At 56.2% G+C, this 26447-nt stretch carries 26 protein-coding genes; 11 read left to right on the forward strand and 15 right to left on the reverse strand.

Annotated elements, in window-relative coordinates:
- Positions 1–157, forward strand: a 157-nt coding sequence (locus INT29_RS20280) for an IS3 family transposase (protein WP_413463171.1), incomplete at its 5' end; no start/stop codon positions are given.
- Between the two features lie 169 nt (positions 158–326).
- On the opposite strand, the gene INT29_RS17530 is transcribed toward INT29_RS20280, so the two are convergent.
- The 3 genes from INT29_RS17530 to INT29_RS17540 are packed head-to-tail and all read right to left on the reverse strand — an operon-like array spanning position 327 to position 3860.
- Positions 327–1151, reverse strand: a complete 825-nt coding sequence (locus INT29_RS17530; RefSeq protein WP_193072617.1) for an enoyl-CoA hydratase/isomerase family protein — start codon at positions 1149–1151, stop codon at positions 327–329.
- Positions 1148–2368: a CaiB/BaiF CoA transferase family protein gene (locus INT29_RS17535; protein ID WP_193072619.1), complete on the reverse strand. Its 1221-nt coding sequence runs from the start codon at positions 2366–2368 to the stop codon at positions 1148–1150. The genes INT29_RS17530 and INT29_RS17535 overlap by 4 nt, the downstream gene beginning before the upstream one ends.
- Before the next feature lie 46 nt (positions 2369–2414).
- Positions 2415–3860: an SLC13 family permease gene (locus INT29_RS17540; RefSeq protein WP_319020933.1), complete on the reverse strand. Its 1446-nt coding sequence runs from the start codon at positions 3858–3860 to the stop codon at positions 2415–2417.
- Positions 3861–3925: 65 nt separating this feature from the next.
- Here INT29_RS17540 and INT29_RS17545 point away from each other — a divergent pair, with 65 nt between their 5' ends.
- The 9 genes from INT29_RS17545 (at position 3926) to INT29_RS17585 (ending at position 10323) form a co-directional block, all read left to right on the forward strand.
- Positions 3926–4684, forward strand: coding sequence for an IclR family transcriptional regulator (locus INT29_RS17545; RefSeq protein WP_193072621.1), 759 nt, complete (start codon positions 3926–3928; stop codon positions 4682–4684).
- A gap of 270 nt (positions 4685–4954) precedes the next feature.
- Positions 4955–5872, forward strand: a complete 918-nt coding sequence (locus INT29_RS17550; RefSeq protein ID WP_319020934.1) for an Abi family protein — start codon at positions 4955–4957, stop codon at positions 5870–5872.
- 90 nt (positions 5873–5962) lie between these two features.
- Complete coding sequence (locus INT29_RS17555; RefSeq protein WP_193072622.1) at positions 5963–6190, forward strand: hypothetical protein; 228 nt, start codon at positions 5963–5965, stop codon at positions 6188–6190.
- A 288-nt stretch (positions 6191–6478) separates the two neighbouring features.
- Positions 6479–7129: a hypothetical protein gene (locus INT29_RS17560; protein WP_193072624.1), complete on the forward strand. Its 651-nt coding sequence runs from the start codon at positions 6479–6481 to the stop codon at positions 7127–7129.
- Positions 7130–7153: 24 nt separating this feature from the next.
- A complete protein-coding gene (locus tag INT29_RS17565; RefSeq protein WP_193072625.1) occupies positions 7154–7567 on the forward strand; it encodes a hypothetical protein in 414 nt (137 codons plus the stop codon).
- Positions 7568–7623: 56 nt separating this feature from the next.
- Positions 7624–8136 carry a lipoprotein gene (locus INT29_RS17570; protein ID WP_193072627.1) on the forward strand — a complete coding sequence of 171 codons (513 nt, stop codon included), beginning with the start codon at positions 7624–7626 and terminating at the stop codon, positions 8134–8136.
- Between the two features lie 127 nt (positions 8137–8263).
- Entirely contained in the window at positions 8264–8809 is a 546-nt protein-coding gene (locus INT29_RS17575) for a hypothetical protein (protein ID WP_193072628.1), read from the forward strand.
- A 575-nt stretch (positions 8810–9384) separates the two neighbouring features.
- Positions 9385–9897: a hypothetical protein gene (locus tag INT29_RS17580; protein WP_193072629.1), complete on the forward strand. Its 513-nt coding sequence runs from the start codon at positions 9385–9387 to the stop codon at positions 9895–9897.
- 78 nt (positions 9898–9975) lie between these two features.
- Complete coding sequence (locus INT29_RS17585; RefSeq protein ID WP_193072631.1) at positions 9976–10323, forward strand: hypothetical protein; 348 nt, start codon at positions 9976–9978, stop codon at positions 10321–10323.
- A gap of 234 nt (positions 10324–10557) precedes the next feature.
- Here INT29_RS17585 and INT29_RS17590 read toward each other — a convergent pair whose 3' ends face one another.
- The 7 genes from INT29_RS17590 to INT29_RS17620 all read right to left on the reverse strand — a co-directional run bounded on the left by INT29_RS17590 (position 10558) and on the right by INT29_RS17620 (position 20245).
- Complete coding sequence (locus tag INT29_RS17590; RefSeq protein ID WP_193072633.1) at positions 10558–10875, reverse strand: hypothetical protein; 318 nt, start codon at positions 10873–10875, stop codon at positions 10558–10560.
- A gap of 235 nt (positions 10876–11110) precedes the next feature.
- A complete protein-coding gene (locus INT29_RS17595; RefSeq protein ID WP_193072634.1) occupies positions 11111–14206 on the reverse strand; it encodes a type I restriction endonuclease subunit R in 3096 nt (1031 codons plus the stop codon).
- A complete protein-coding gene (locus INT29_RS17600; protein WP_193072635.1) occupies positions 14203–15330 on the reverse strand; it encodes a restriction endonuclease subunit S in 1128 nt (375 codons plus the stop codon). Before INT29_RS17600 ends, INT29_RS17595 begins: the two co-directional genes overlap by 4 nt.
- A complete protein-coding gene (locus INT29_RS17605; RefSeq protein WP_193072637.1) occupies positions 15327–15806 on the reverse strand; it encodes a hypothetical protein in 480 nt (159 codons plus the stop codon). Before INT29_RS17605 ends, INT29_RS17600 begins: the two co-directional genes overlap by 4 nt.
- Positions 15803–17368, reverse strand: a complete 1566-nt coding sequence (locus INT29_RS17610) for a type I restriction-modification system subunit M (RefSeq protein ID WP_193072638.1) — start codon at positions 17366–17368, stop codon at positions 15803–15805. Before INT29_RS17610 ends, INT29_RS17605 begins: the two co-directional genes overlap by 4 nt.
- 384 nt (positions 17369–17752) lie before the next feature.
- Positions 17753–19177: a Na+/H+ antiporter NhaC gene (gene nhaC / locus INT29_RS17615; protein ID WP_193072639.1), complete on the reverse strand. Its 1425-nt coding sequence runs from the start codon at positions 19175–19177 to the stop codon at positions 17753–17755.
- A 45-nt stretch (positions 19178–19222) separates the two neighbouring features.
- Positions 19223–20245 carry an MBL fold metallo-hydrolase gene (locus tag INT29_RS17620; protein WP_193072642.1) on the reverse strand — a complete coding sequence of 341 codons (1023 nt, stop codon included), beginning with the start codon at positions 20243–20245 and terminating at the stop codon, positions 19223–19225.
- A 110-nt stretch (positions 20246–20355) separates the two neighbouring features.
- On the opposite strand from INT29_RS17620, the gene INT29_RS17625 reads away from it, so the two are divergent.
- On the forward strand, positions 20356–21270 hold the full coding sequence (locus tag INT29_RS17625; RefSeq protein WP_193072644.1) for a LysR family transcriptional regulator: 915 nt from the start codon (positions 20356–20358) through the stop codon (positions 21268–21270).
- Positions 21271–21380: 110 nt separating this feature from the next.
- Here the strand turns inward: INT29_RS17625 and INT29_RS17630 are convergent, their stop codons facing one another.
- The 5 genes from INT29_RS17630 to INT29_RS17650 are packed head-to-tail and all read right to left on the reverse strand — an operon-like array spanning position 21381 to position 26390.
- Entirely contained in the window at positions 21381–22154 is a 774-nt protein-coding gene (locus tag INT29_RS17630) for an aspartate/glutamate racemase family protein (protein WP_226842171.1), read from the reverse strand.
- A 29-nt stretch (positions 22155–22183) separates the two neighbouring features.
- Positions 22184–23605, reverse strand: a complete 1422-nt coding sequence (locus INT29_RS17635) for an amidohydrolase family protein (RefSeq protein ID WP_193072649.1) — start codon at positions 23603–23605, stop codon at positions 22184–22186.
- Positions 23602–24372, reverse strand: coding sequence for an aspartate/glutamate racemase family protein (locus INT29_RS17640; RefSeq protein ID WP_193072651.1), 771 nt, complete (start codon positions 24370–24372; stop codon positions 23602–23604). The genes INT29_RS17635 and INT29_RS17640 overlap by 4 nt, the downstream gene beginning before the upstream one ends.
- The gene (locus INT29_RS17645; RefSeq protein ID WP_193072653.1) at positions 24369–25040 is read right to left on the reverse strand and encodes a GntR family transcriptional regulator; all 672 of its coding nucleotides are present in this window, start codon (positions 25038–25040) and stop codon (positions 24369–24371) included. Before INT29_RS17645 ends, INT29_RS17640 begins: the two co-directional genes overlap by 4 nt.
- A 21-nt stretch (positions 25041–25061) precedes the next feature.
- A complete protein-coding gene (locus tag INT29_RS17650; RefSeq protein ID WP_226842172.1) occupies positions 25062–26390 on the reverse strand; it encodes an MFS transporter in 1329 nt (442 codons plus the stop codon).
- Between the last annotated feature and the right edge of the window lie 57 nt (positions 26391–26447).

Genomic DNA, 26447 nt, shown 5'->3' on the forward strand with positions numbered 1-26447 from the left:
CGACCGTCGCCGGTGGACCACTCGCGACCAGTTGAGAATCGCGATCGTGACCTGGATCGAGCGGACATATCACCGACGTCGCCGACAAGCCCGGTTGGGTCGATTGACACCAGTAGAGTACGAAGCAATCATAGAGCCAGCTGCTCTCGCAGCTTGACACTCAAACTGTCACCTTTCTTTGCATCAGTCCCGTCATCCTCAGCGCCACCCTGAATTGGCTACGCCAATAAAGGAGACAGGCCCTAGTCGATGAGATCTCCTAAGTGCGCAACACGTGCCTTGGAGTGGTTGTGACGCCATTGGCGTCACAACCACTCCAAGGAGGGTTATTCGTGCACACCTACTTCGGGATGGTCGTTCCAGAAGCGTTCGCCCGTCCAACCGAATTCAGCGGGCCTCCGATCAAGGAAGGCCTGAACTCCCGTCTCCCTTTCGCCGCTTGTCTCCACCTCAGACCGCCAGACGCCCTCACGGGATTCGACGTCTGCATCCGCGACAATCGCATCGACGATGTTCTTCATCGCTTGAATCGAAAGTTGCGACCGAGAACCAAGCTGATCCGCCAGAGCAGCGATGTGTTCGGTCAGCTCTCCTTCACCAGCCAGTTGAGTGACCATGCCGAAGCCGAGGGCTTGTTCAGCCGTGAGCATTCTGCCTGTCAGCAGCAAATCTTTGGCCACGCTGGGTCCGGCGATGTCGACAAGCCGCTTGATCGCGCTGAGAGGATAGACGATGCCCATCTTGGAAGGCGTGATGGCAAGCTTGGCATTGCGGGTTGCGACTCGAAAGTCGCAAGCGGCAGCTATTTCCCAGCCACCGCCGATGCAGTAGCCATCAATGGCCGCGACAGTCGGCTTCGGGCTGGACGCGATTGCGGTTTCGGCCTTCGTCGTCGCCGAAGCACCCCCTGAGCCCTTGGCAGTGCTGATCGTGCGCAGCTCCGAGATATCAGCTCCAGCGGAGAAGTCATCGCCAAATCCGCGAAGGACGATGACCATCACAGCACTGTGAGCACGTGCCCGCGCTATCAGCTCGGGAAACTGCTCCCACATCTGTGACGTCATGGCATTGCGACGCCCCTCGTTTCGGATCCAGATCGTGGCGACCGATCCGTCGACCTTCATTATGAGGCCCTGGGTGGTTTCAGTCATGCTCGTGCCTCTGCTTCGTCAAGGAGTCTGATGACTCCGTTGCTCGCCAAATTGCGAATTCGGTCTGCTGTGTATCCGATCCCTTCCAGAACTTCCTCGGTGCTGTTGCCCAGGGTCGGAGGGGCTGACTGCACAGGAGTTGGTCGACCATTGACTGACAGCGGACCGCGCACCAGCGGCAGTGTGCTTCCATTCTCGCGGCGAACGGTCTGGACCATCTCGAGTGCGTTCACCTGTTCATCTTCGAAGACTTGGTCGTAGGTATAGATCGGTCCGGCTGGGATCCCCGCCTCACGGATCTCGTGCATCCACTCGGCTGCCGGTTTCTGGACGAGTGCCGCTTCGAGGTCCGTTTTGAGAACATCTCGGTTGGTGAATCTGTCGCCCGATCCCACATACCTCGGGTCTTCAGGCAGATCCGGCAGCCCGATGAGATTGCAGAACTTGATCCAGTGTTTATCGCTTCCGACAGCAATGACGATCGGGACGTCCTTGGTAGCGAAGGCACCATAGGGGACAATCACGGGATGGTCATTGCCATGAGGCTCCGGAACCGTGTGATTGCTCAGAGTCGATTGCCCCTGGAAGACAGAAATGGCTACTGCTGATTCCAGCAGTGAGGTCGCGACGTTTAGTCCCGTGCCCACCTGTGCTCTGCCTGCCAATGCAGCGGTGACTCCCAGAGCGGAGAAGATTCCCGTAACGATGTCGACGATCGGCAATCCAACTCGGAAGGTGTTATCAGAATCCGAGCCGGTCACCGACATGATTCCCGACATTGCCTGTATGACTTGGTCGAGACCGGCATATTGGCTAAGTGGACCGGTCTGGCCGAATCCGCTGATTGACTGAACGACAAGGTCAGGGTTGCCCTTCCGCAGGTCGACCGGATCCAGGCCTGTCTTTGCGAGCACTCCGGGACGAAAGTTCTCAACGATGACATCGGAATTATTCGCAATATCCTTGAGGATCTCTCGACCCTCATCGGAGTAGAAGTCGATGGCGATCGATTTCTTACCGCGATTCACCGCTTCGAAATAGAGACTGTGGTCGCCTTCGTAAGGTGGCCAGATCCTCGCCGAGTCCCCGCTCTTCACACTTTCGATCTTGATGATTTCGGCACCGAGGTCGCCGAGCAGTGTTGTACAGAATGGACCTGAGAGTGCCCGGGTGAGGTCCATGACTCTAATGCCCTGTAACGGGAGCGAATCGCTCATGTGGTTCTCCTTTGGAACGATGATGTGCTGTTGGATGATGTGAAACTCAGAGCGTGCCCGGAAGGACGAGAGTTCCGACGAGAATGACAGGGCCGACGATTGCCATCGACAGGCCCCACCGCAGAAGCAGCTTGGTCATTCGCTCACGCTGGTATTCCTCTACGGTCGCGACGAATGTGGCCCCCACAGTTGAGAAGGGCGAGACATCGACAATTGACGAGCAGACAGCCAGGGCGCAGATGACAGTCCAGCCTGTAACACCACCGTTGGCCACGAGCGGCAGGGCCAGAGGCACGAGCGCAGCGAGGATTCCTGTCGTCGATGCGAAGGCGGAGACCACACCCCCGATAACGCAGATTACGAGTGCGGCGACAATCGGGGCACCAATGCTCGCCGCGCCTTCGCCGAGCAGGTCGACAGCGCCCATGTGTTCGAGCACACCGACGTAGGTGATGATTCCGCCGACAAGCAGCACGGTCGACCAGTCGATCTGCGGAATGGCTTTTTTGCCGCTGGCCGGATCAACGAAAGTGAGAATTGCACCGAATGCGAATGCAAGGACTCCGATGTCCGGATCTTCCCCAGCAATTGCGAGCCCGATGACTGCGACAACTAGCCCGATAATGCAGGCAAATGTGAAGACTTGGATCCCGGAGAACGTCGTCTTACCGCGCATGGATCTGTCGGCCAATGTGTCAACTGCGGTGGTCTCCCCAGCTGGGCTCGGGCTTCGTCCCTCGCCACTGCCGATTCCATACTCTTCACCAGGATTACGAGCACCATGTGAGGGCCCACCTGCGGCGGATCCGCCATCGCTGTCGAGAGACTCACGACCGAACGTCTCCCGAATGAGTTTGGCTCCACCGAACATGAAGAAGCCGCACACGAGCAGCAGGAGGTTCATTCCCAACGCGACGCCGAATGGCGCGAAGGGGTTGATGGCAATGTCTGCTTCCCGGGCTGTGCCGTAGGTGACGATGCCGAAGAGACTGGTCGGCGCGAATGCTCCCGCACTGCCGCCTGTTCCCATAGCCAACGCCATTACCATCGGATCCATTTTGTATCTCCTGGCAAGCGGCATGGCAATCGGGACAACGACGAGCGAGGCCAGCGGCGACCCCATTGCTCCGATACCGAGTGACAAGAGGAAAAAGACCAGTGGAAGCAGAGCGGACCGATTGCCGACCCTGCTGAGCGCGTAATCCACTAGCCGGTCGATCGTCCCGTTGGATCGCGCGACCGAGAAGAAGTAGGTCACACCTACTAGCAGGACGAGAATGTCGATCGGGAACCCGGCTACGACGTCTTCGAGGGACATCGACGCCAACCAGATTCCGATTCCGCATGCTGCTGGAAACATGAAGATACCGATGTGAACACCTCGCCATGAGCAGATGGCGAAGAGGGCAATGAATATTGCTAGAGCAGTCAATTGAAACGCCAATGTTTCATCCATTTCTCTACGAAATTCCTGGTTCATCAGGTGGACCATCGAACTATACTGTGAACCCTGTTTCGATACTATGAATCAAAACACTTACCGTCAAGGAATATCGGATGACTATCAATAGTGTGCTCACAGCATTTCGACTGCTTGAGCTCATCGCGGAAGTTGAGAAAGTCGGACTCACGGCCCTCAGCCGCACAGCGGAGTTGCCGAAAGGCAGCGTGCAACGCTATCTGCTCACTCTCAAAGAGGCGGGGTGGATCGCAGAGACCCCGGAACCACCGGTGCAATGGCAGCTGACGTCACGGGGCTTCTCTGTGTGCAAGAACGCTGGCAGTCCGAGCGACATCCGCCAGATTGCAATGCCCCATCTCAACAATCTCCAGCTAATAACCACGGAGACGATCCATTTGGCTGTGCCCGATGCTCGGGACGTGGTGCTCATCGAACGACTGGACACGTCGCACTCACTGCGAGCGTTTCTGCCAATCGGCGATCGGAACCCGATGCACGCCTCGGCGACAGGCCTCGCGATCATGTCCAGATACGACAATGATCAGATTGAGGACTACATTTCCCAGGGCCTCCTGCAGGTTGCTGAGAAGACGATTACGGACCCCAGTGCACTTAAAGAAAAGATCGAAAGAGCACGGGAACTCGGATATTCCACGAACGACAGGGGGCTCAGCGACGGTATCTGCTCCACAGGTGCCGCTATCGTCGATGCCGAAGGTAAGCCGATTGCATCGGTCTCGGTCTCGGGCCCTGCAAGTCGATTGAGTCCGGACAAGCTGGAAAAGTACGGGCCCAAGGCAGCGGCGGCCGCCGGGGCAATCTCCGACGAGGTTTATAAACTCGGGCCGATTTGAGAGTGAAGCCGCCAGGGTGCTCTGCTTCTAGGGCATATCTCCATTGCCTAAGTTAAGCAGTGGAGAGGGCTGGTTACTCGATGTAACAAGCTGAGGCCGTCACGTAGTCGCGGCTTCTCTCTCCACCTCAGGGATCGATCGTACGGTGGCGCAGTGTTCACCGAGACGCGAGATTGCGTCAACACCCCCGGCACACGATAGTATTGACTCATCACGACCGGTTCCGCCTACTTCGGTAGGTCCAGGGCCGGTCCTCATTTTTCTCAGGTGGTGTTCTTGGACAACGGGGTCAAGGAGTACAAGTCCTACGATGAGCAGATCGACCTGCTGTCTGAGCGCGGTATGGATGTGGGAGATCGCGATACGGCTCTGGCTACCCTGCAACGCGTCAACTACTATCGCCTGAGTGGGTACTGGTATCCGTTCCGGAAGCAATCCAAGACAGGGCGCGAAGATGACTTCTATACCGGCACCCGCCTCAGCGACGTCATCGCACTCTATGACTTCGACGCCCGGTTGCGTGCGGCGACCTTCTCTGTCCTGACGCCCATCGAACTGGCGATCCGCGCACTGCTTGGCCATGAGCTCGGACGCGTCGACCCCTGCGCACACCTTGACCCCGGCAAGTTAGGCCCCACTGCACGCAACGAAAGTGTTTACCGTCGATGGCTCGATGGATATGAGTTTGAGTTAAGGCAGTCGCGCGAGGACTTCGTCGCGCATCATCACGCGAAGTGTGGTGGGGTGCTTCCGGTCTGGGCAGCGATCGAGCTGTTGGATTGGGGTCGTCTGACGCGTTTGTACGGCTTCGCACCCCGCGGTGTCCAGAACACCGTCGCCGACGTGTGTGGACTCACTGCGCCACAGTTGACGAGCTGGCTCAAGGCACTGAACATCGTGCGCAACATCTGCGCACACCATGGTCGGCTATTCAACCGCGTGCATACACTCTCGCCGAAGTTGCCGCCGGTGGGTCGGCAACCGGACCTTGACGCAGTCGCCACCGACTGGTCTCGGACCTTCGGCCAGCTGACGATGATCCAGTTCCTCCTCGACCGGCTCCGGGTAGGACGGCCGACTTTCTTGCCGACTGTGCTCAAGACTTTTCCGTCCGTACCGACGATTCCGATCACGCACGTGGGCGCGTCGAGCGATTGGTCGAGCGCGAGTCGGCTCTGGAATCGCTGAGGCGTCCGGAAAGCGAAACGTTCGCTTAACAGGAAATGGTCAGGTTCAGCCCACGGGAACGTTCAGGGGAAACCGATTTACGGTCGCTGTATGCCGAAGTTGAGAATTGAAATTGCAGCTACCGATCAGATTGAAGCCAAGCGTGTTCAGTCCGTCTACCAACGCGGAGAACGAATTATCAAGCTTGATGACGAGGCCACTGACGAAGCATGGAAGGCCGGGTATACACCTGTAGGTCGTCCTGTTTTCGTCGGTCTCACGAATGGTGAACCACTGATGTATCGATTCGACGTCCCTGTTGAAACGTCGGTTCGATAGCCCACGCTATTGCGGGACAGGACGTTCGTGACGTCGCCATTCGGGGCGCTTGGCTTCGTCGCGGGGCGGCGCTTTCGCCTCGGTTGCTTGGGTCAGCGTTCGGGCAATCTGCCTCTTTTTCTGCGCTCATGGATACATTCTGGTAACAAATTACAGGTGAATCCTAGAATTCGTGATAACTCGTTTCTGATTCAACAACGGCAGTGATACTTTCAAAATACTAAATAGGAGCGGGCCACCCGAAGCAACCGAGTGACCCGCACGACAACGCTGAATAGGAGCGCCGTCATGAAGAAGATTACCGCATGGGCGAAGTCCCACAAGATCGCCGCAGTTTTCATTGGTGCAGGAACATTCGTTTTTGCAGTGTTCGCGGCACTGTTGGTTTCTGGGTTGATCCTCATGGCAAACGGGTACGAAGCTGAACCTGTTGCTGAGGTCACACAGGAGGCGGCTAAGAAGGTCGACGAGTCGAGAGCCGACGAGCCGGTAGAGAAGCCAAAGGAAACGAAGGCACCGGAACCGAAGAAGGCCGAGTCTCCGAAGGTGGAGAAGCCCAAGCCCTCATCCAAAGCTGAGACGGTGAAGCCGAAGAAGGCGGACCCCGTTGACCCACTCACGAAGCGTCTTGTCGCCGCTCAGAAAGATCTCGACGTCTGGTTTGAAGAATGCGACTGGGACAACGAATTCATCGACAGAGGCATAGCTCAGTATGCAACCGGAGTATGCGAGTCCAAAAGTATTGGTGTGATCGTCTCGGGCAGCGACGTGCAGGCGGAAATTTTCATGGAGGGTGTGGCAGAAGAGGCACCCCTGGGTAAGTACTTCATTGATGACGGTATGGCGGTGTGGTCCCTTGACGATGGCGCACTCAACCAGGCGTGGGATGCACTCGGTGCACCAGGCTTCCCCAAGGACATGTCGGACCTCGTTAAGTAACACACGCCAATTAGGAGAGTCACCGTGTCCAAGCTCAAGTCATGGTTCAAGTCGGAGTTGCCGTCTCAAAAATACAACGGATCATTCGGTGGTTCGTTCCTCGACGGATTCCGCATTCAGTACCGCACGAAGACAGGCTTCGAGAAGCTGCCCACGGCTGGACTTACGGCGACTGTGCAGGACGGCGCGAACGTCGGAACCTATGTGAGCGCAAAACGTGTTGTTGCCGGAGGCGTGCTGTTCGGGCCGCTCGGTGCTGGCGTAGGTGCGCTGATTCGTAAGAACCATAATGAAGTTCACGTGGTGTTGGAGCGTGACGACCAGATCATTGGAACGATCAGTGGTAGCGCGAAGCACACTGCAAAGGCTCGGACGTTTGCCGAGAAAGTGAATGCGTCGTCTTCCGATCCTGGCAATACTGGTGAGGTGGAGTCGTGAACTACGGATACGCTCAGCGCCCGCCTGGAGCACTGTGCTCCACTAGGTGAGAACATGTGAAAAGCGTAAAGCTTTGCGCGGTCATGGTGGCCGCTGCGTTGACATTGGCAGGTTGCGGACAAGCACCGGGGAGCAACGAAGTTCAGTCGACGGAGGAAGAAGCGGTTGAGCCGATTGCGGATTACAGCGGGCCTCCAGTGCAATCACAGAACAACTGGCCGTGCTTCACCGTGGCGGAGGTCGGTTCTCAGTTGTCCATGGGATGGGAGCTAGTTGTAGCCGCTCGGGATGCTCCTGACCAGAAGAGCTACATCGACGATCTCTCGGATGATGGAGAAGATCTCATTGGTGACATTGAAGACGATCTCTCCTGTAGCGGAGCAACACAGCTAGCTGACTTCAATCTCGGAGTGGCGACTCTCAATATCGATGTGGCTCTGGATGAGGACACTGATGAACAGTATGAGGAGATCGCAGAGTACGGGAATGAGCTTCTTGATATCTCCGACGAAGAAGGTTACGAGTGGGACTATGAGTTCGTGACTGATGTATCGGAAATTGGTCTGTAATGGGTTGGTTTCGCAAGAAGAAGCACTCCCGGAGAATGAAGCTACATAAAAAGGATGACGTAGTAAATGTATTCGATAGGGCGTCTTATCCGACTCCCTCTAGTCACTACCCCCAAGGACGTTTCCAATGACCAGTTTGCCTCCGACTCAGGACATGCAATTCCCCCCGAAGCAGCACCGCCGCTCGAAGCGGAATTATTGGCTGATTCCCCTCACATTTGTTGTCGGTATCGGTCTCGGCATTGGCGGTACGTCCCTCGTTTACTACACGACAGACTCAAAGGATGAGTCGGCTTCGCCGCAGTCTGCTTTCGACTCACCGGATGCGTTGGGCGAGGAAGCAGACACCGAGGATTCGCCCGAGGTGGAGCCTGACTACAGTCCTGTGGCTAGCGATTTCGAAGTTGAGCTGATCGTGAAAGAGCAGGAGTGCTTCGGCTCAGCGGGGTGCAACGTCAACTTGCGCGTTGAACCGAGCTACGTTGGTACGGAAGTCCCCAGCGGTCAGTGGGAAATTACGTATGAGGTGACTGGCATCGAAGATGAGCCTCAGATCCAGACTTTCACGTTGGACGGATCAGAGTTTTCGTATCAGCCCGAAATTGACGTCCAGACTGTGAGTCGGTCATCTGAACCTTCGGCTGAAGTTACCGACGTCTACGAAGGGTACTGAGGCTCCCGTTCGCGAGTTCTGACCCATGAATAAGAGTGTGCGTACGATCCTCTCAGTTTGAGCCGAGGGACCGGATCCACCGGGCTCTCCCTTGTGGTCCGCATGCGACGTCGAGGGGGCTGCGGAATCGGTTGAACATGTAAGAGCTCCTCATTTTTCAGATGACGGTGATGCCCCCATTCTTCCATGCTGGATTGCCGGTGTTGATTTCCTCGATGCTCCGGCTCACGCGACGGTCGACGTTTTCCATGCCCTGATAAAGGCCATTACCAGAAACCCCCGGGCGATACCCATGGCACTCCGTGTCTGAGGTGGGTGACACTGGATTCATAGTTGTCCTCACCAAATTCAAGTGAATAGCGTGATCCTGGCGGCGGTCGCGAGTTGCCACTTATCGATCTTCGTCCGCGGATGTGGGCAGCAACTGACGGACGTCCAGCCAAAAGCACGGTCAGGGTTCCCTGCTCTTGAGTCTCTTCTACATAAGATGTAGGAGGCTAGTTTTGGTCCGGAGCACATACAGAGACCCCCCTTTTATGCGCGGACGGCGTCGTCGGCAGTGGAAGGAAGCACATTTGGACAGCTCACCCAACGCGGCAGATTGGTTATCGGCAATCGGCACCATTTCAGCAGCAATCATCGCGCTGGGCCTGGCCCTGCTTGGACTTTGGCGGGAACATCTGTCGCGGGCGATGAAGGAGGCCGAAGCAAAACGTGAAATGGCCCGGGTCTACTGCTGGGCTGAACGTGCTGAAGCTTCCGAAGGCCATTCACTTGTCTTCGTGAAGAATGAAACTGACTACCCGGTACATGGACTCGTGTACCAAACGACGACTGATGCCGCCCTAGGTTGGGATCGTCTTGGACGGTCTCAAGGCGGAACTTTGTCGATTCCGCCAAGGGCAGTAGTTACGGAACGACTCAAGTTCGGGGTGCCAGCTGAGAACGTGTACGTCAGTATGGCTTTTACTGACGCTTCCGGTTACGCATGGACGCGGCACTGGAACGGACAACTCACTCCGGGTCTCGTTGCACCGGATGACAGGATCAAACCGCTCCACATTACGGACGGGCAGACGGCCGAATAGAAGGTTACCGATGTACTCCTGCTGGCAGGACGGCAACAGCTATCGTACGAGTAAATGGAAACTAATGGCGGGAGAATCATGGCGAATCATCTGCCCAACCAAGGTCCGAGCAAGCCACGCTTCTTCTCTGTATCCATCGAGATTGAGATCTCCGGTGTGGGTAATCGAGACCGTGTCCTACAATGGCTCCAGACAGCCTATGAAATGAGTCCGAACCTGGATTCATTTGCACACCGCATGACCTTCGATCAGAGCACCAAGTCGGATCTAATTGATCTGGATCTTGTCGTAGAAGCCAGTAGCTTAAAAGAAGCAAGCCAATTCACCACGGGTCTTCTGAATGATATTGAGAAGTACGTTCGCGAAGCGTCAAGTATTGGCGATGTCGGCTTCGAGCAGATGTCTCGCACGCTGACGCCGGCCTGACCTCCCAAGTAGGGCCAGGAGATCGAGCGGATATCAATGCCACTCAGCGGTTCGCCGCGAGATCTGCGTCAACGGCCTTACGCCACGTATCCGAAGCTTGGTCCTACTGCGACGAGGTTGCGCGATGTCTAAAGGCGCACCTAGAGCCCCACCAGCTCGTCCGCTTCTACGACGGAGAGCAGTGGCCATGAAGCAGGCGGACCATTGCGCCACGGGCAAGGCTGCTAACCGTCTTTACTTGATTCGATATGGGTCGCCTGGTCGTTGCCGATAGTCGCGGACGAATCCGGCCACTGCCGTGTATGAGCGATTCAAGAACTCAGCGCGCTCTGCGATCGACAGATCGGTGCGCGTGTATGCGATCACTGCGTCCTCGCGGGTCCACCGCTTCCACTGGTTTTGCGCCAGCGATTGCCCGTATTTTCCGGTTGCTGGCCGTACTCCCCAGTCCCGCAGCCATTTGCCCATCGTCGACTCATTGACGCCCAACGAGACTGCGATGTCGGCGATGCCTTCACCAGCTTCACGACGCTCGGTGGCTTCGCTTTGCACCCGCTCCTTCGTCTCCCGAGTCGTGTAGCGCCGAGTATCGTTCGGGCCGAGGCCACGCCTGTATCTGCCATAGCACCTCTCGCAGACGCCCCGCGCTACTGCAACACGGTCGCACCACACGACTGCGCACGTACTCATGCTGGACTCATCATTGAGAACATGTGCTCAGGATAGTCGAGGTACTGAAAATCCGCGCATGACAGTTCTTACGCCGCTTAACGCACGGTGGACCTTACTACAGCGTCGAGAACCGTTCGAAAAACGCCTGAAGCCGCGCCAACACGCGCCGACGCTTCGCGCTGTAGTCACCTGACCTCTGCCCAAACCGCCGTGTCGGCGGCAAGATCTGCGACAGCTCAGTTCCGCCTTCACGGACGCCACCACGCTCGAAAGACCGGTCGACAAACTCACGAGCTTCATCTTCTCGAAGGCTCTCGTCCTCGATGATTTGGGAGAGTTCGTGATCCTTGCGTTTGTGGATGAACTCCGCCCACTGATCCGACGCCTGCGCGTCCATCGAGACAGTATCCACGAAGTCGACGATGAGGTCTTTCTTGTTCCGAAGCGACGGGCTGGCCTCCACGGCACGATTGATTTCGGCAAGGACTTCCTTGTCCTCCCCATTGCCATGTGCCTGCTGATATCGGGTGACGAGCATGAGGATGTAGTCGACGTTTATCTCGACCTGTTTGATCAGTTCGATTTCGAAGACCACTTCGTCATTGATGAGTTCCTTCTCGCCGCCCCGTTCCTGCCGATACTCGGCGTATAGGTCGAGGTAAGTGCTGCGGTAGTCCTGGCCCTGACGCTCTGTGAGTATCTCGTTGCCGGCAAAGTCGTCGAAGGAAGTTAGGATGTTGTCCAACCTCAGGATCTTGCCAAACAGCTCAATGAATCGCTTCTGCGCACCCTCCCCCACAATCTGCGTACCCAGCGGGAAGTCCTGCAACAGCTCGGAGACGTTCTCGGCGTACTCGCTGTAGTACTCGCTGTAGGGTTTGAGTAGTACGACACCATGAGCGTCCTTGTTGCCGAACAGTTCGAGAGCTTTGTTCGTCTCGGCCTCGAGGTTCCGGAACGCGACGATGTTCCCGTAAGTCTTCACCGAGTTCAGGATCCTGTTGGTCCGTGAGTACGCCTGGATCAGACCGTGGGCGCGGAGGTTCTTGTCGACGAACAACGTGTTCAAGGTGGTGGCGTCGAAGCCGGTGAGGAACATGTTCACGACGATGACGAGGTCGATCTCGCGGTTCTTCAACCGCATCGACAAGTCCTTGTAGTAGTTCTGGAATTTATCCGAACTCGTGTCGTAGCTCGTCCCGAACAGCTCGTTGTAGTCGCCGATCGCGGCCTCGAGGAAGTCCCTCGCATCAGAGCCCAGTCCTTCGGTGTCGAAAGCCTCATCGTCGAGGATGCCGTCGCCAGCATCCGGTGCATCGTTGACACCGTAGGAGTAGATCAAGCCGATCTTCAACCGACGATCAGGACGGAGTCCTTCCTGTTTGACCTGAAACTCACGGTAGTAGCGGCGGGCGGCGTCGATTGAGGCCACTGCGAATAGCGCATTGAACCCGCGTACCCGCTTGCGCTCTCGCAACGCTTCAGCTTGCCGGCGTGTCCGGACCGCCGCCGTCACATTGGTGACGACCGAGTGTTCGTAGCTGGAGGATCGTTTAGTCTTCTGGTCAAAGTGCTCGAGCGTGTAGTCGACGATTTTGCCGACCCGAACAGGAGACAGCAGTGCCTTCTCTGTGTCGATCGAGGAGACCTGTTTGTCGATGACGTTGCCAACGCGGATCGTGTTGACGTAGTCGATGCGGAACGGCAGCACGTTCTTATCCGTGATCGCATCAACGATCGTGTACGTGTGGAGCTTGTCACCGAACGCCTGCTCCGTCGTCTTCAGCTGCGGGTTCCCACCACTGCCGGCATTGGCTGCGAAGATTGGGGTACCGGTGAACCCGAACAGGTTGTAGTGCTTGAACGCCCGGGTGATGTCGGTGTGCATGTCACCGAACTGGGACCGATGGCACTCATCGAAGATGATCACCACATGCTGGTCATAAACTAGGTGGCCCTTGTTCGCCCGGATGAACGTCGAGAGCTTCTGGATCGTCGTGATGATGATCCGCGCATTCGGATCCTCGAGCTGGCGTTTAAGGACTGCTGTCGAGGTGTTCGAGTTCGCTGCACCCTTTTCAAACCGGTCGTACTCCCGCATCGTCTGGTAGTCCAGGTCCTTGCGGTCGACGACGAACAGCACCTTGGACACACTCGATAGCTTCGAAGTGATCTGGGCCGTCTTGAACGACGTCAGAGTCTTCCCCGACCCCGTCGTGTGCCACACATACCCACCGGCATCCACGGTACCGAGACGTTTGTAGTTCGTCGCGACCTTGATCCGCTGCAGGATCCTCTCCGTCGCCACGATCTGATACGGCCGCATCACTAGTAGGAGCTTGTCAGCGGTGAGCACGCAGTAGCGGGTGAGGATGTTCAGCAGGGTGTGTTTGGCGAAGAACGTCTTCGCGAATGCAGTCAGCTCCCTAATCGGCTTGTTCGTCCCGTCGGCCCACCAGGAAGAGAACTCAAAACTGTTCGAGGTCTTCCGCTTGCGACCCGGCTTCTGGCTCTCATCGAGGTGCTGGCTGCGGGTGGTGTTCGAGTAGTACTTCGTCAGCGTCCCGTTGCTGATGACGAATAACTGGACGTATTCGAACAGGCCGGAGCCGGCCCAGAAACTGTCGCGCTGGTAGCGGTCAATCTGGTTGAACGCTTCACGAATGTCCACGCCACGACGTTTGAGCTCTACGTGGACCATCGGCAGCCCATTGACGAGGATAGTTACGTCATATCGGTTGGCGTAGGTTCCGCCGGAGTCGCCGCCTTGAGCGACTTCGTACTGGTTGATCACCTGCAGGCGGTTGTTGTGGATGTTTTTCTTATCAAACAGGCTGATGTTCTTGCTCGACCCATCATCGCGCTTGAGAACCTGTATGTGGTCTTCCTGGATGCGGACGGTCTTCTCGGCGATACCGTCGTTCTTCCCCGCCACGCTTTGGAAGAAGAACCGTTCCCACTCGTCGTCACTGAGCAGTACGTGATTCAGTGCTTCCAGCTGCTGGCGCAGGTTCGCTACGAGTTCCGCTTCGGTGGTGATCGGCAGGTACTCGTACGCCTGCGACTGTAGGAGGCGAATGAACTCGTTCTCCAGCACGGCTTCAGACTGGTAGGCACCCCCGCTATGCGGGCCCGCCTCATACTCAGCGACGACTGTGCTCTCAGCCGAAACCGCGATCGGATCGTACTTTCGCGAAGGAACCTCACTCATGCCGGGACCTCATCGAACGTCAACAGCTTGTCACGGTAGTACTCATACTGCTTCCGACGCGCGTTTAGCTCAGCAGGAAGACCTACACTCAGGTTGTTGACCAAATCGTCAAACTTGTCGAGCAACTCAGCAATACGCCGTTGCTCCTTGATGGCGGGGACAGGTACCTCCAGCCCCTTGAGCAATCGACCCGTAATCAAAGGTTGGCCTCCGCCGACTGCGTACTGGTTAAGGTTCATCGAGGTAAGTTGGTGAAACGCAAACCTCTCATGCCACTTCTCGTTAGGTATCACAATAAGCGTGTTGTCTGAGACGTCATAGGAACCTGACACCGCGTTGACCCGACCCGCATTTGCTCCAACTCGTGCCACAAGAAGAGCATCATTCTCAAAGGACGCCTGATCGGTCGAACCAATTTTGCCCGTTGAACCGTAAACTGGGTACTTTCCACCTTCGACTCGTGACTTGTTTCGTCCCGAACTAAGACCATTGATAAGTTGCGAGAGTTGGACCGTACCCGCATTGGGCAATTTCAAGAGCTCCGCGCGATAGTGTTCGTACTGCTGACATCGGGCCTCCAGCTCCGCCTCCAGCTCCGCCTCCAACTCCGTGAACGTATCTAGAATACGAACGATCTCTCGCTGCACCTCCAACGGCGGCACAGGAATTCTGTAGGCGAGAATTGCAGGCTTGCTACCGCGCGGCATCTTCCCGCCTTTTGCGTGCTGCATATTGTAAGCAAAGAACTCATCTGATGACAGGAGATAGTAAAGAAACTCCGAAGAGAGTACGCGCTGTGCGTCTTCGCTGATACGGATAGCAAGCACATCACCGCTGCATCCGCCGTCAGAGGTCGCACGCCAGGCCTTCTTGAGGTACGGACGGATATTTCCAAGCAGAATGTCACCGCACTTATACCCGGTCAGCCGTGCCGTATTCGGCAAATAGTTCGCGTTTATCTTTCCTCCTTTATTGGCGACGAGATTGTCAACGCCAACGAAAGTGACCTCATCGAGTTGAGAAGCATCTACCCGCGTCGTCGCGTATCCGGCTACTTCTGAGAGGGGAACGTGTCGAACTCCATTTGGGGCAAGCTCAGTGATGAGCTCAACAATTTTACTCATACCCTTGGCCTCACAATGTCTCTAATCTCGTGAAGCGCTTCAGATACCGACCTAAGGCGTCCAGTAAAATCGTCAAGGAAGTCATCTGTAACTTCAAAGTACTTCTTCTTATCGTCGACTCGCCGATGCAGAATTTGCTCCCCGACCGGGTTTGTAATCGGGTAAGCGTGCACGAAGTCGGATCGTTCAGTGTTGAGTCGTTCAAATGCCGTAGCTGCTCGCTTGGCCGGATCATTGATGTCAGCCCCATTCCACGCCTTGACTGTCGCTCGAAACGTATCCAATACTCGCCCTGACATAAGGCCGTGTAGTTGTGAACGGTCAGCCTGCGGGTCCAGATGAGTGATGATCTCCGTCATAAAACTATTGACGGAAGCGAAGCCATACAGCGCAACCCCGAGGCGAAAGAGATAGGCGTCGTCAGCTGGCAGTGCAAGACTCGTATTCCTCCTGATCGCTTCTGTATCGAGACTCACTTCGCACCCTCCAGATCCGCGACGATCTCGTCGATCGAGGTGCGCAGTTCTTGCTGGCGGGTCACAATCTTTGCGATCTCAGCATTGAGCTTGGTGATGTCGACGATTTCGCGGATGTCTTCCTGTTCGACGTACGACGAAACTGCGATGTTGTAGTCGTTCGCACCGATGTCCTCGTTGCTGACGATCTTCGTCGTGTACTCGACGTCCTCACGCTGGATGAACAGGTCAAGGATCGAGTCCTGATGGGCAGGAATGAGCCGGTTCTTGTTGCCCTGGCGTTCGAACTCCGCAGACGCGTCGATGAATAACACGTCGTTTGTGGTCTTAGACTTTTTGAGCACGATGATGCACGTCGCAATCGTCGTCCCGAAGAACAAGTCCGGCGGCAACTGGATGACCGCATCGACGTAGTTGTTGTCGATGAGGTACTTGCGGATCCTCTTCTCCGCGCCGCCACGGTAGAGGACGCCGGGGAACTCGACGATTGCCGCGGTTCCATTGACCGCCAGCCACGACAGGATGTGCATAGTGAACGCCAGGTCGGCCTTCGACTTCGGTGCTAGTACTCCAGCAGGGGCGAACCGCTCGTCATTGATCAGTAACGGGTTCGCATCACCTTCCCACTTGATGGAGTAGGGTGGATTGGACACGATCGCCTCGAACGGCTCTTCATCCCAGTGCTGCGGATCGGTCAACGTATCGCCGTGGGCGAGGTCGAACTTCTCGTAGCCAACGTCGTGGAGAAACATGTTGATCCGCGCGAGGTTGTACGTCGTCAGGTTGATCTCCTGACCATAGAACCCACCAACATTGTCCTTGCCGAGGACCTTCGCGAACTTCAACAGCAGGGAACCGGATCCACAGGCAGGGTCATAGACCCGGTTGACGGAGTTCTTTCCGACGAGGGTGAGCTTCGCAAGGACCTCAGAGACTTCCTGCGGCGTGTAGTACTCACCGCCGGACTTACCGGCCTGTGAGGCATACATCTGCATGAGGTACTCATAAGCGTCACCGAACAAATCAATCTTGTTGTCGGCGAACGACCCGAGATTCAAGTCACCGATCGCATTGAGTAGCTTCGCGAGCTTCTTATTGCGCTTCTCGACCGTATCGCCGAGCTTGGCGCTGTTGACATCGAAATCCGCGAAGAGGCCCTTGAGGTCGCCTTCGCTTTCGGTGCCGTTGGCCGAACCTTCGATGTTCTTGAATACGCGTTCCAGTGTCTCGTTGAGGTTCGAGCTGTCCTCGGCTTCACGCCGAACGTTCTCGAAGAGCTCCGATGGTGCAATATAGTAGCCACGCTCAGCGACCAGGTCTAGCTTGGCATCGCCTGCTTCGTCGTCGGAGATCTCGGAGTAGTCGAACCCTGAGGCACCGGCTTCGACTTCTTCCCGGTTGAGGCCAGCAGAGAGATTCTCCGAGATGAACCGGTAGAACAGGGTACCGAGGACGTAGTTCTTGAAGTCCCATCCGTCGACGCTGCCGCGAAGATCGTTGGCGATCTTCCAGATCGTCTTGTGGAGTTCAGCGCGCTGCGCCTGACTGGTGGTGGGAACCATGTGTCCGTGTCCTTTGCCAAACAACTAAATAGCTGGGTTGATTTAACCCATTGCCGTCATCATATTGCTTGGCACGGGCATAGCCAGCCACGACATGTCGACTCCGCCGGCTTCGATTCCGGGACTGCGTACTGGGCTAGAACCCCGCATCTATCCCGCACATTCAGTGACAGCCCAAAACAGCTCCCGATAGTCAAGTAGACTCCTCACCCGGGACGACCAAAGTTGCTGCTATCCCGCCGAAACTCCTGATAGTGCGGAACTCTTACTCGAAAGTTCTTAGTCCCGTTGTCTCTCGAATTCAAAAGGAGACGTGGCCTCGCACCAATGCAGGCATGAGGTTCCGGCGGCCCCTCAGTCGATGAGACTGTTCGAGCCATAGTCCTACTTCAACGAATCGTTCTTCCTTGGAACCCCCGATACCGACTCTCGATTCAGTCGCTGGATACTGAACCCGGTGTAGCCATAAATAATGTTGAGCAATGGAACGATGAACGCGAACAAAATCCAAGGGATGAACTGGGTGGGTGAGAGGCCGAAGACTCCGGCGGCGAAGACTGCCGGCACACCCCACGGCACGAGGTTGATGCCAACCGTCCCGGCGGCTTCGACAGCTCTGGAGAGATTCAACGGTGAGAGATTCATCTTCCGATAGGATTCCAGGAACCCACGAGCCGGCAGAATGATCGCGAGGAACTGGGCACCGCTGGAGAACCCGACGAGGAATGTCGCAAAGATCGTTGCTGCGATAAGTGAGCCCGTCCGTTTGATCCGACGAATGAGCGGGTCGATCAAGGTGGCGAAGATGCCAGTCTTTTCCAAGATTCCGCCGAGAGCCGTGGCGACGATGACAAGGCCTACCGTTGCAAACATCGACGAAATACCGCCATTGGTCAACAGGCTATCGATTGCTTCCTGCCCAGACTCCGAGATATACCCAGCAGTCATTGCCTGCAGTGTCTCCTCTACTGACCTGCCCTGAACCAGCAGCGCCGTGACTGCCCCCATGAGCGCGATGACGATGAGCGCCGGTATCGCTGGCACTTTCATAATGATGAGGAACAACGCAAGTACGACCACAATCAGAATGAGCGGGCTAATCGTAAATTGGTCCTGCAACCCGGCAAGAATCGCGTCAGGTTCTCCACCTACCGACGGAGAGCCGCCGACGATGTTGAGGCCGATGAGCCAATAGAGGACGGTGCTGATCAACAGCGCCGGAATCGTGTCCCAGAGCATGTGTCTTATGTGGTCAAAGAGGCTCTCTCCAACCATCGCAGGAGCCACGTTCGTCGTATCCGACAGCGGTGAGAGCTTGTCGCCAAAGAATGCTCCTGAGATCACTGCTCCGGCGACGATCGGTGCTGGCATATCCATTCCCTCACCGATTGCCATGAAGGCCAGGCCGATGGTGGCGATCGATGTAAACGAACTGCCCAAAACAAGTGAGACGAAGCCCGTAATCAGGCACACCAACGGCAGGAATAGACTCGGATTAATGATGCTCAACCCGTAGTAGACCAGCGTAGGAATAATGCCTCCACTGATCCACGTGCCGATGATCACGCCGATGAGGATCAAAATGAACACGGCAGGCAACGCCTTGCTCACGCCGTCGGTCAACGATTGCTCAAGCTCGCGCCACGAGTATCCCAGCCCTTTTCCGATGATGCCTGCGACTGCGATGCCGGTGATGATCGGCACCAGCATGCCGACACCCCAATACACGGTTGACATAAAGGCCATTCCGATGAGAGTTAGCAGCGGCAAGGTCGCAATGAGAAAGTTCGGTTTCTTGGGTGTGCACATCGTTGTCACTCCGAGAGGTAAGAGGTTTGTCGCGGACGCATGGCGCTATACCCGTCGACCGAATGGGAGAATCTCCAGATCATCAGGCACTACCGTGTTCAAGCTGGCCTCGTCGGCGAGCTGCCGCTCAAGGGATGGGCCCGATGTTCCTGGAACGAGGTGATGCAACGCCAGTCGCCCGACACCCGCCGCGCGCGCTACAGCCAACGCGTCTGAGATCGATGTATGAGAACGTTCGTGGTGGCTGCGAATGGCACGCGCCCGGGCACTCGTGGGGTCGGGAAACTTCGTGGTTAACCAGTCCAAGTCAATGGCTTCGTGCAAGAGAAGGTCGGCACCAGCGGCAAGAGTGATCAGGTTCGGAGTAAACGCTGTATCGCCTGATACGACTACGGCCCCATCATCGGTGTCGAATCGGTAGCCGCACGCCGGTGCCATCGGCGGATGTTCCACCAGTATCGCCGACACCCGAACACGACTGTCCTCGTACACGACGAAAGGATCCATCTGCGGCGCAGGATTCTCATTCGGGTCGAAGTCGATCTTCTCGGGGAGAACGATGTCCTGAGCTTGGAACATGTCCAACGGGGATGGTCGAAGGCTGTCGAGGATTCTTTCGTTGAGGTCGGTCGCATTCGCTTCGACCAGACGGGTAAACGTCTCGACTGTCCCCGGTGTCGGAGAGTGCTCAGAGATCGGCTTTGGCGACGTCTTCGCATGTGGTGAGACCAATGGCAATACGCCTCGATCCCCTGGACCGATGAGAGTGATTGGGCCTCGCGCTTCGTCTGTTATCTCGAACGTACTGAACATCGCAATCGATGCGAGATCCGCGATGTGGTCCGAGTGCAGATGTGTCAAGAACACCGCTTGCACTGCGTCGAGGCTGTGTCCTGCTTCGACAAGCTGGCGTCCCGAACCATAGCCGCAATCAATCATGTAGACCGCATCGCCGACGACGACAGCAGTGGAAATACCTGCGCGAACCTTCTGCTCACGATAGCGCCACCATCGTGGACCCCCTGCTGTCCCCAAAGTGATGACGTGCGGACTATTGTCTTCAGACATGGATTGATGCGGCCCCTCTTAATCGGTGATGTAACGATCAATTCCCAGTGTGCTTCACATCACCGATTTTGTAGAATCAATAGTTATGAACAAGCACATAGGAATTATTGATGAGTGACATTACGCTGCGTCAGCTCGAATACTTCGTCGCCATCATCGATACCGGATCGGTGACGGCAGCCTCGAGGCAGGTCAATGTCACTCAGGCAACAGTGTCAATGGCTATTGGACAGCTGGAAAGACAACTGGGCACGGATTTGCTCATTCGAAACCGAGCCAAAGGAGTCGTGCCAACCCGAGTGGGGCGAGAGTTCTCCGCACGTGCGCGACAAATTCTCGCGATGACTTCCGACCTCGAGAATTCGGCAACCGATGGTGGCTCCGAGATGTCAGGGCCCCTCGAGATCGGCTGTGTCTCATCACTATCGCCGCACGTCGTACCGCCATTAGCTGCACACTTCGAACGAGAACACCCACAGGTGGCGTTCAACTATCAGGAGGGTTCTGCTGGTGATTTGCAGGCAGCACTCATCGATGGAGTGCTGGACGTAGCCGTCGTCTTCTCGCGGCAGACCATCGACGCTGTCGAGTCCCAAGAGCTCGCCGAAGTCGTTTTGAAAATCATGCTCCCGTCCTCGCATCCCCTCGGCGACAGGACAGAGATTTCCTTCACCGAAGTCGCCCATGAGTCTGCAATCTTGATCGACATTCCACCCAGCCGCGATCGCTCGATAGAGTTCATGCGCGCGGCCGGTGTTGAGCCTCGGATCAAATGGACTAGTGCGAACCTCGCGACCGTGACCGCCCTGGTCGCGAGTGGCCTCGGATATTCTCTCCGCTATTCCCTCCCTAACGAGATCAACACGCTGGCACCGGGAGTCGTCGAAATCCCTGTCGCGGACAGCATTCCAAGGAATGCCATCAGTGCGGTCATACCCGGAGGAATCCGACCTTCTCGACGCATGGACGAAGCTGTGGGGTTACTAAGGAGACTCTTCTCGGACTATGGCGAATTCACCGGTTGAGGGCTCAGACCCCACTAAGCAATGGCGGATGAATGAACGTCAACGTTTCTTGGCCAAGTTGTGTCCTTGCGTTGATCTGTCGACCCTCCGATCCTGGGCAATCCAAGTCATCAGTTGGAGAGTAACCGCCCCCACCGAGCATCCAAAGCGTCTGCTCCCGCAAGATCCAGGGCATGCCACAACGTGACCGCGACCGAATCGAGTACAGGGACATCAAATTCCGTTTCCAGCTGTTCCACCAAGGGCGCACCGTACATGTTGGTGCATAAGTAGACCATGCAATCTGGAGTATTGGACAGAAGCTCGCGCGACTTTGGCAACAGCTCCTGCAGACTCACATTGGCGAAAGACTCATTGTCGGATAGTCCCAAACAGCGGGATTCGACTACTTCGAGTCCTTCATGACCATATGATTCGGCCACCTGCTCGTTGACGTCAGCGGTGTAAGGCGTGAGCAGTGCGATTTTGCTGATGTGGAAACGATTGAAGATCTCGAGGTAAGCCAGAGTACTAGTGGTGGCTGGAACTCCCGTGGCGTCCGAAATGCAGTCTATGATCTCCCGGTCGTGTGCTGCACCCAACCAAGAGCCGCTGGTACCATTCCACGCGATGACATCCACGTCTGCCGTTTTGAGCAGTTCTGCTGCTGATTGCATCGAACCGACATCGAACTGGTGATCGGACTGTTTGTCGAGAGCAATCCTCGTCACAGAAATTCGAGCACTGTGCACGGTGACATCCTCCCGAGGTCCCAAAATCCTGTAGGTCTGTGGTTCCAAACACGTGTTTGACGAAGGAACGATCATGCCGATCCGAGTCGGACGAGTGCCTTTGACCGATGGGTGGTTCAAATGGGGTGATAGCGGTTCGACGTTCTGTGACATCAGTTCTACTCCTGTCGGTGTCATTCGTCTTACTCGGGCTGTCCGGGGAGACCGAGTTCAGGCCATGCCGTTGCCTCGGAAAATGGATGCTGTTTGAGGAAACGGCCGACGGGCCCAGGGTCGATGAACTGCCCCTCTTGAAATACGACTGTGCCACCACTGATGACAACATGTGGCCAACCGCGAAGATTCATCCTTTCGAAGGGCGAGAAGTCCGTGCCCATGTGAAGATTTTCAACATGAACTTCGTGAAAGTGCTCGGGATCAATTAGCACGACATCGGCATCGAAGCCAGGCGCGATTGAGCCTTTGCCCCGGAGTCCATTGATTCGTGCAGGAAAAGTCGCGAATGCCGAGACAAAGGATTCCAACCCACTGAGATCGCCTTCGACCATATGGGAGTAGGTCACGGGCAGTCTCGTCTCGACACCGGGCAGCCCGTGTGGCATCAATCGCAAGTCCTCAATGTGACTGCGTTTCTGGGCGAGATCATAGCTGGAATGGTCAGAAGCAACTGTATTGATTGCACCGGAGGTCAGACGTTCTCTCAGTGTCAACATTGTTTCTTTATCGCGCATGGGCGGACAGCAGGCGAAGAACTCTGGTCTGGGACCGCTGTAGACCTCGTCGCTGAGTGCCACGTAGTGTGGGCACGTTTCTGAGTAGATTGGCAGACCACGTGCCTGAGCTGCTGTGACCAGGTCAACGGCACCTGGGGAGGACTGATGGACAAAGTAGACTGCCGCTCCCGCATATTCAGCCATAGCAAGGACTTCTCGCACACTTGCTTCCTCCGCCAAGATGGGGCGGGTGAAATGAAGATCTCTGGCGTGGACTTCGCCAATGTCGGCGTGCCGTTCAGTGCAGTCCACGATGATCTCGTCGTGCTCAGCATGGACGAAAGTGAGCCCGTCAATTCGCGCCATTTCATGGAGGACTTTGACCATCGTGTCACCATCGGCCATTGTTGTTCCTCTATTGGTGGCGTAAAGCTTCACCGATCGAATGCCACGATCAGCGAGGGCATTGAGCTGATCCGGCACAGTCTCGTCCCACGTGATTACTGAAGAATGAAGCGCTACATCACAACGTGCTTCAGATACTAGTGAGAGCTTGTATTCGGCAGCCTGCAAAGGGGTTTGTGTGGAGTCAGCTGGGATGCCGAAATCCATGACAGTCGTGGTTCCGCCAGCCAGAGCAGCCGCCGTGGTGATTGCATAGCTGTCTGTGGTGAGATGTGGACCAGTCTGTTGAGCAATGTGGCAGTGAGCATCGACACCACCCGGAATCACTACGCGGCCCGTGGCGTCGATGAGACGATCGGCGGTTGGCACAGGTGACGACGCATCTACAACTTCTGAGATTTTTCCATCCCGCAGCACGACATGCGCGTGCTGTCTGCCATTCGAATTAACCACTAAACCATGCGCGATGACCAAGTTTTCGCTCACGCTTCCCCCTCCGAGTAGATAGTGCTCTGACGACGTGCGATCTGTTCATCGAGTGCTGTGGACAGGCCTCCGCGTACCTTTACAGGAGGGGGCCCATAAGAACTAGCTCGATGAGGATTGTTATCCAGTGCCACGATGGCTTCAGTCAATTTCACTCCTGCCGAAATCCCGTCGACGACGGGCACCGGGATTTGATCCTTCACTTGGCGGGCCAAGCCAGCCAATGGGGCACCCGCCAAGACGATGGCATCCGCTCCGTCACGCTCAACTGCCAGATGCGCGAGTTCAACCAATTTCTGGCCGAACTCTTGCTGCACCGATCCGATAGAATTCAGCGGGTCAGATAGCGAATGAATGGACGTCAGTCTGGACGCGTATCCGTATGACTCAACACAATCGCGATACCACGGGGTGATCCGAGGTGATATTGCGATGATGGATATGCGGCTTCCCAGAAGTGAGGCAGCGGCGAGTGCGGCCTCAGTAATCCCGATGACCGGTGCATCGCAGAGCTCTTTCAATGCCGGCATGCCTGGGTCCCCGAACGCGGCGACTATCACCGCGTCGAAGCCAGGATTTTCGGCGATGACTTCTGCCGTCGCTGTCCCCGCTAGCAGTGACTCCAATCGGGTTTCAATGTATTCGACTCCAAACCCAGCAGTGCGAATCGTCAATTGAGTTTCTGGTGCTTTGCTGCGTTCGGCCTCGGCAGCGATCAGTGTGGTCACATCGTTGGAGATATTCGGATTGACAACGAGAAGTTTCATCGTGCTCCTGACAATGCTGATGCGTGCAAGTCGGGGAACTGCATGCGGTATTTGGCAATGTGGCGTGCGGACTGGGCCGCGGCTGTTTCGGGGTCACCGCTTGCGATAGCGGACAACAGCAGACGATGCTCTTCGATGAGTTCGCTCAGATCATTTGCATGTCGAAAGAGCCAATGCAACCGCCCCAGCAGAGGTTCTAAGGCCGACCGCAGGAGTTCATTGTCCGCCAGTGCGAATACTCGATCGTGGAATTCATTGTTGATGCGCTGGGCCCTATCCCGTTGGCCGGTGACGAGGAATGAATCCGCTGCGTCTAACATCTCCGACAGGGTATCGAGCTGGCCCGAGTCTGCACGCACAGCAGCTAGACGACAAGCGTGGACCTCCAGAGCCTCGCGCAGATCGAACAAGTCACGAACATCCTTGTCGGTCAACGATGCTACGAGAGATCCTCGAGTGGACTTCTCCACGACCAGCCCTTCTTGGCGCAACATCCGAAGTGCCTCACGGACTGGAAGTCGCGAGACTCTGAACTCTTCTGCGAGCTGTCGTTCGACAAGGCGAGTCCCCGGAACGTAGTAGCCATCAAAAATGCGCTTCCTGATCGTGTCCCGCACTTGCTCTCGCAGAGGCGCTGCCTTCGCTGGGGTTTCATCAGCTATCGACATGGTCATCCTTTCGTCCTTGCTTCAAATCGCGAGTCGTTTGGAGTAGTCGAGAGTGACCACGGCCAGCCCCATGATCACCGCAGATCCGACAAAATAGAGAAGGGCCCATGTGTAGCCACCGGTCGCGCCGACAATGAGGCCCACGACGATAGGGGTGAGGAACCCGGCGACATTCCCAGAGAGATTCATTGCACCACCGAGGATACCTGCGTTGGCACGACCACCGAGTGTCGCAGGAACGGCCCAGAAGAGGCCCACCCAGCGAAGGAAGAATAGAACGACCGCGAGCATAATCACCGCGGTTATCGGATCGAAGATGATTGTCGTTCCCACCAGACCGAGAGTGACCATGATCGCTGATACTCCCAGCATCGAGCGCATTACCTTGTTTGTTCCGAATCCTTTGGCGCGCAGTGAGTCAGCCAATCGTCCGCCGATGATCTCACCGACAAAACCAGCTCCAAAGATGACGAAAGTGGACCAGCCGATGGAGTTCAGGTCGAACCCCTTTGACTCGGAAAGGTAGAGAGGCCCCCATGTCAATAGTCCGTAGAAAACGCCGTTGAAACCGAACCAACCCAGGCACATCGACCAGAAGGACCGGTATTTCAAGAAGTTGCGTACCTTCCCTTTCCCGTTATTTTCGGGATTTTGTTTGTCTTCCTTCAGATGCTCAGCTTCTATGTAGTCGGCTTCGACCGCGTTCATTCCGGGGTGGCTGCGCGGGCTATCCCGCACATACCACCAGACGGCTATACCGAGCAGCAAGGTGGCGGCACCGGCAATGATGAACGCCCAGCGCCAGGATCCGGTTGCGGCGATCAGTCCAGCGATGGCAATACCACCTACGCCTGCGCCCAGAGGTGCTCCAGCATCCAAGATGGTCGCTCCGCGGCCGCGTTCCTTTTCCGGCAACCACAGGGCGTTGAGTTTGCCGCCCGCTGGCATCACGCCTGCTTCGGTGATTCCGATTCCCAGACGAGCGATGAACATTGAGACGAATCCGCCTGCCAGGCCGGAGCCAGCGGTTGCTGCACCCCAACCTACGCAGGAGGCAGTGAGTATCTTGCGAGGACCGAAACGGTCAATGAGCCACCCGACGGGGACTTGCATTGCCGCGTATGACCAGAAAAATGCGGAAAGGAGTAGGCCGACCAGTTCCGGAGCTAGATCGAACTCCTTCTGAATCATCGGCAGTGCGACGGAGATCGAGCCGCGATCAATATAATTTACCGTGACCAATACGAGCAGAAGTATGAAAAGTTTCCAGCGAACATTGGTCATTGTTGATTGTGGAGTCGTCTTCGGCAGAGTGGGCAAAAGTTTGTCAGATTGCTGATTCTTCGACATTGAAGTTCCTCATTGAAATCAGTGAGTGGGCAGCTAAGTTGTGCACATGTGGTGGTG

This window comes from Brevibacterium sp. FME37 (assembly GCF_014897485.1).
GTDB lineage: Bacteria > Actinomycetota > Actinomycetes > Actinomycetales > Brevibacteriaceae > Brevibacterium.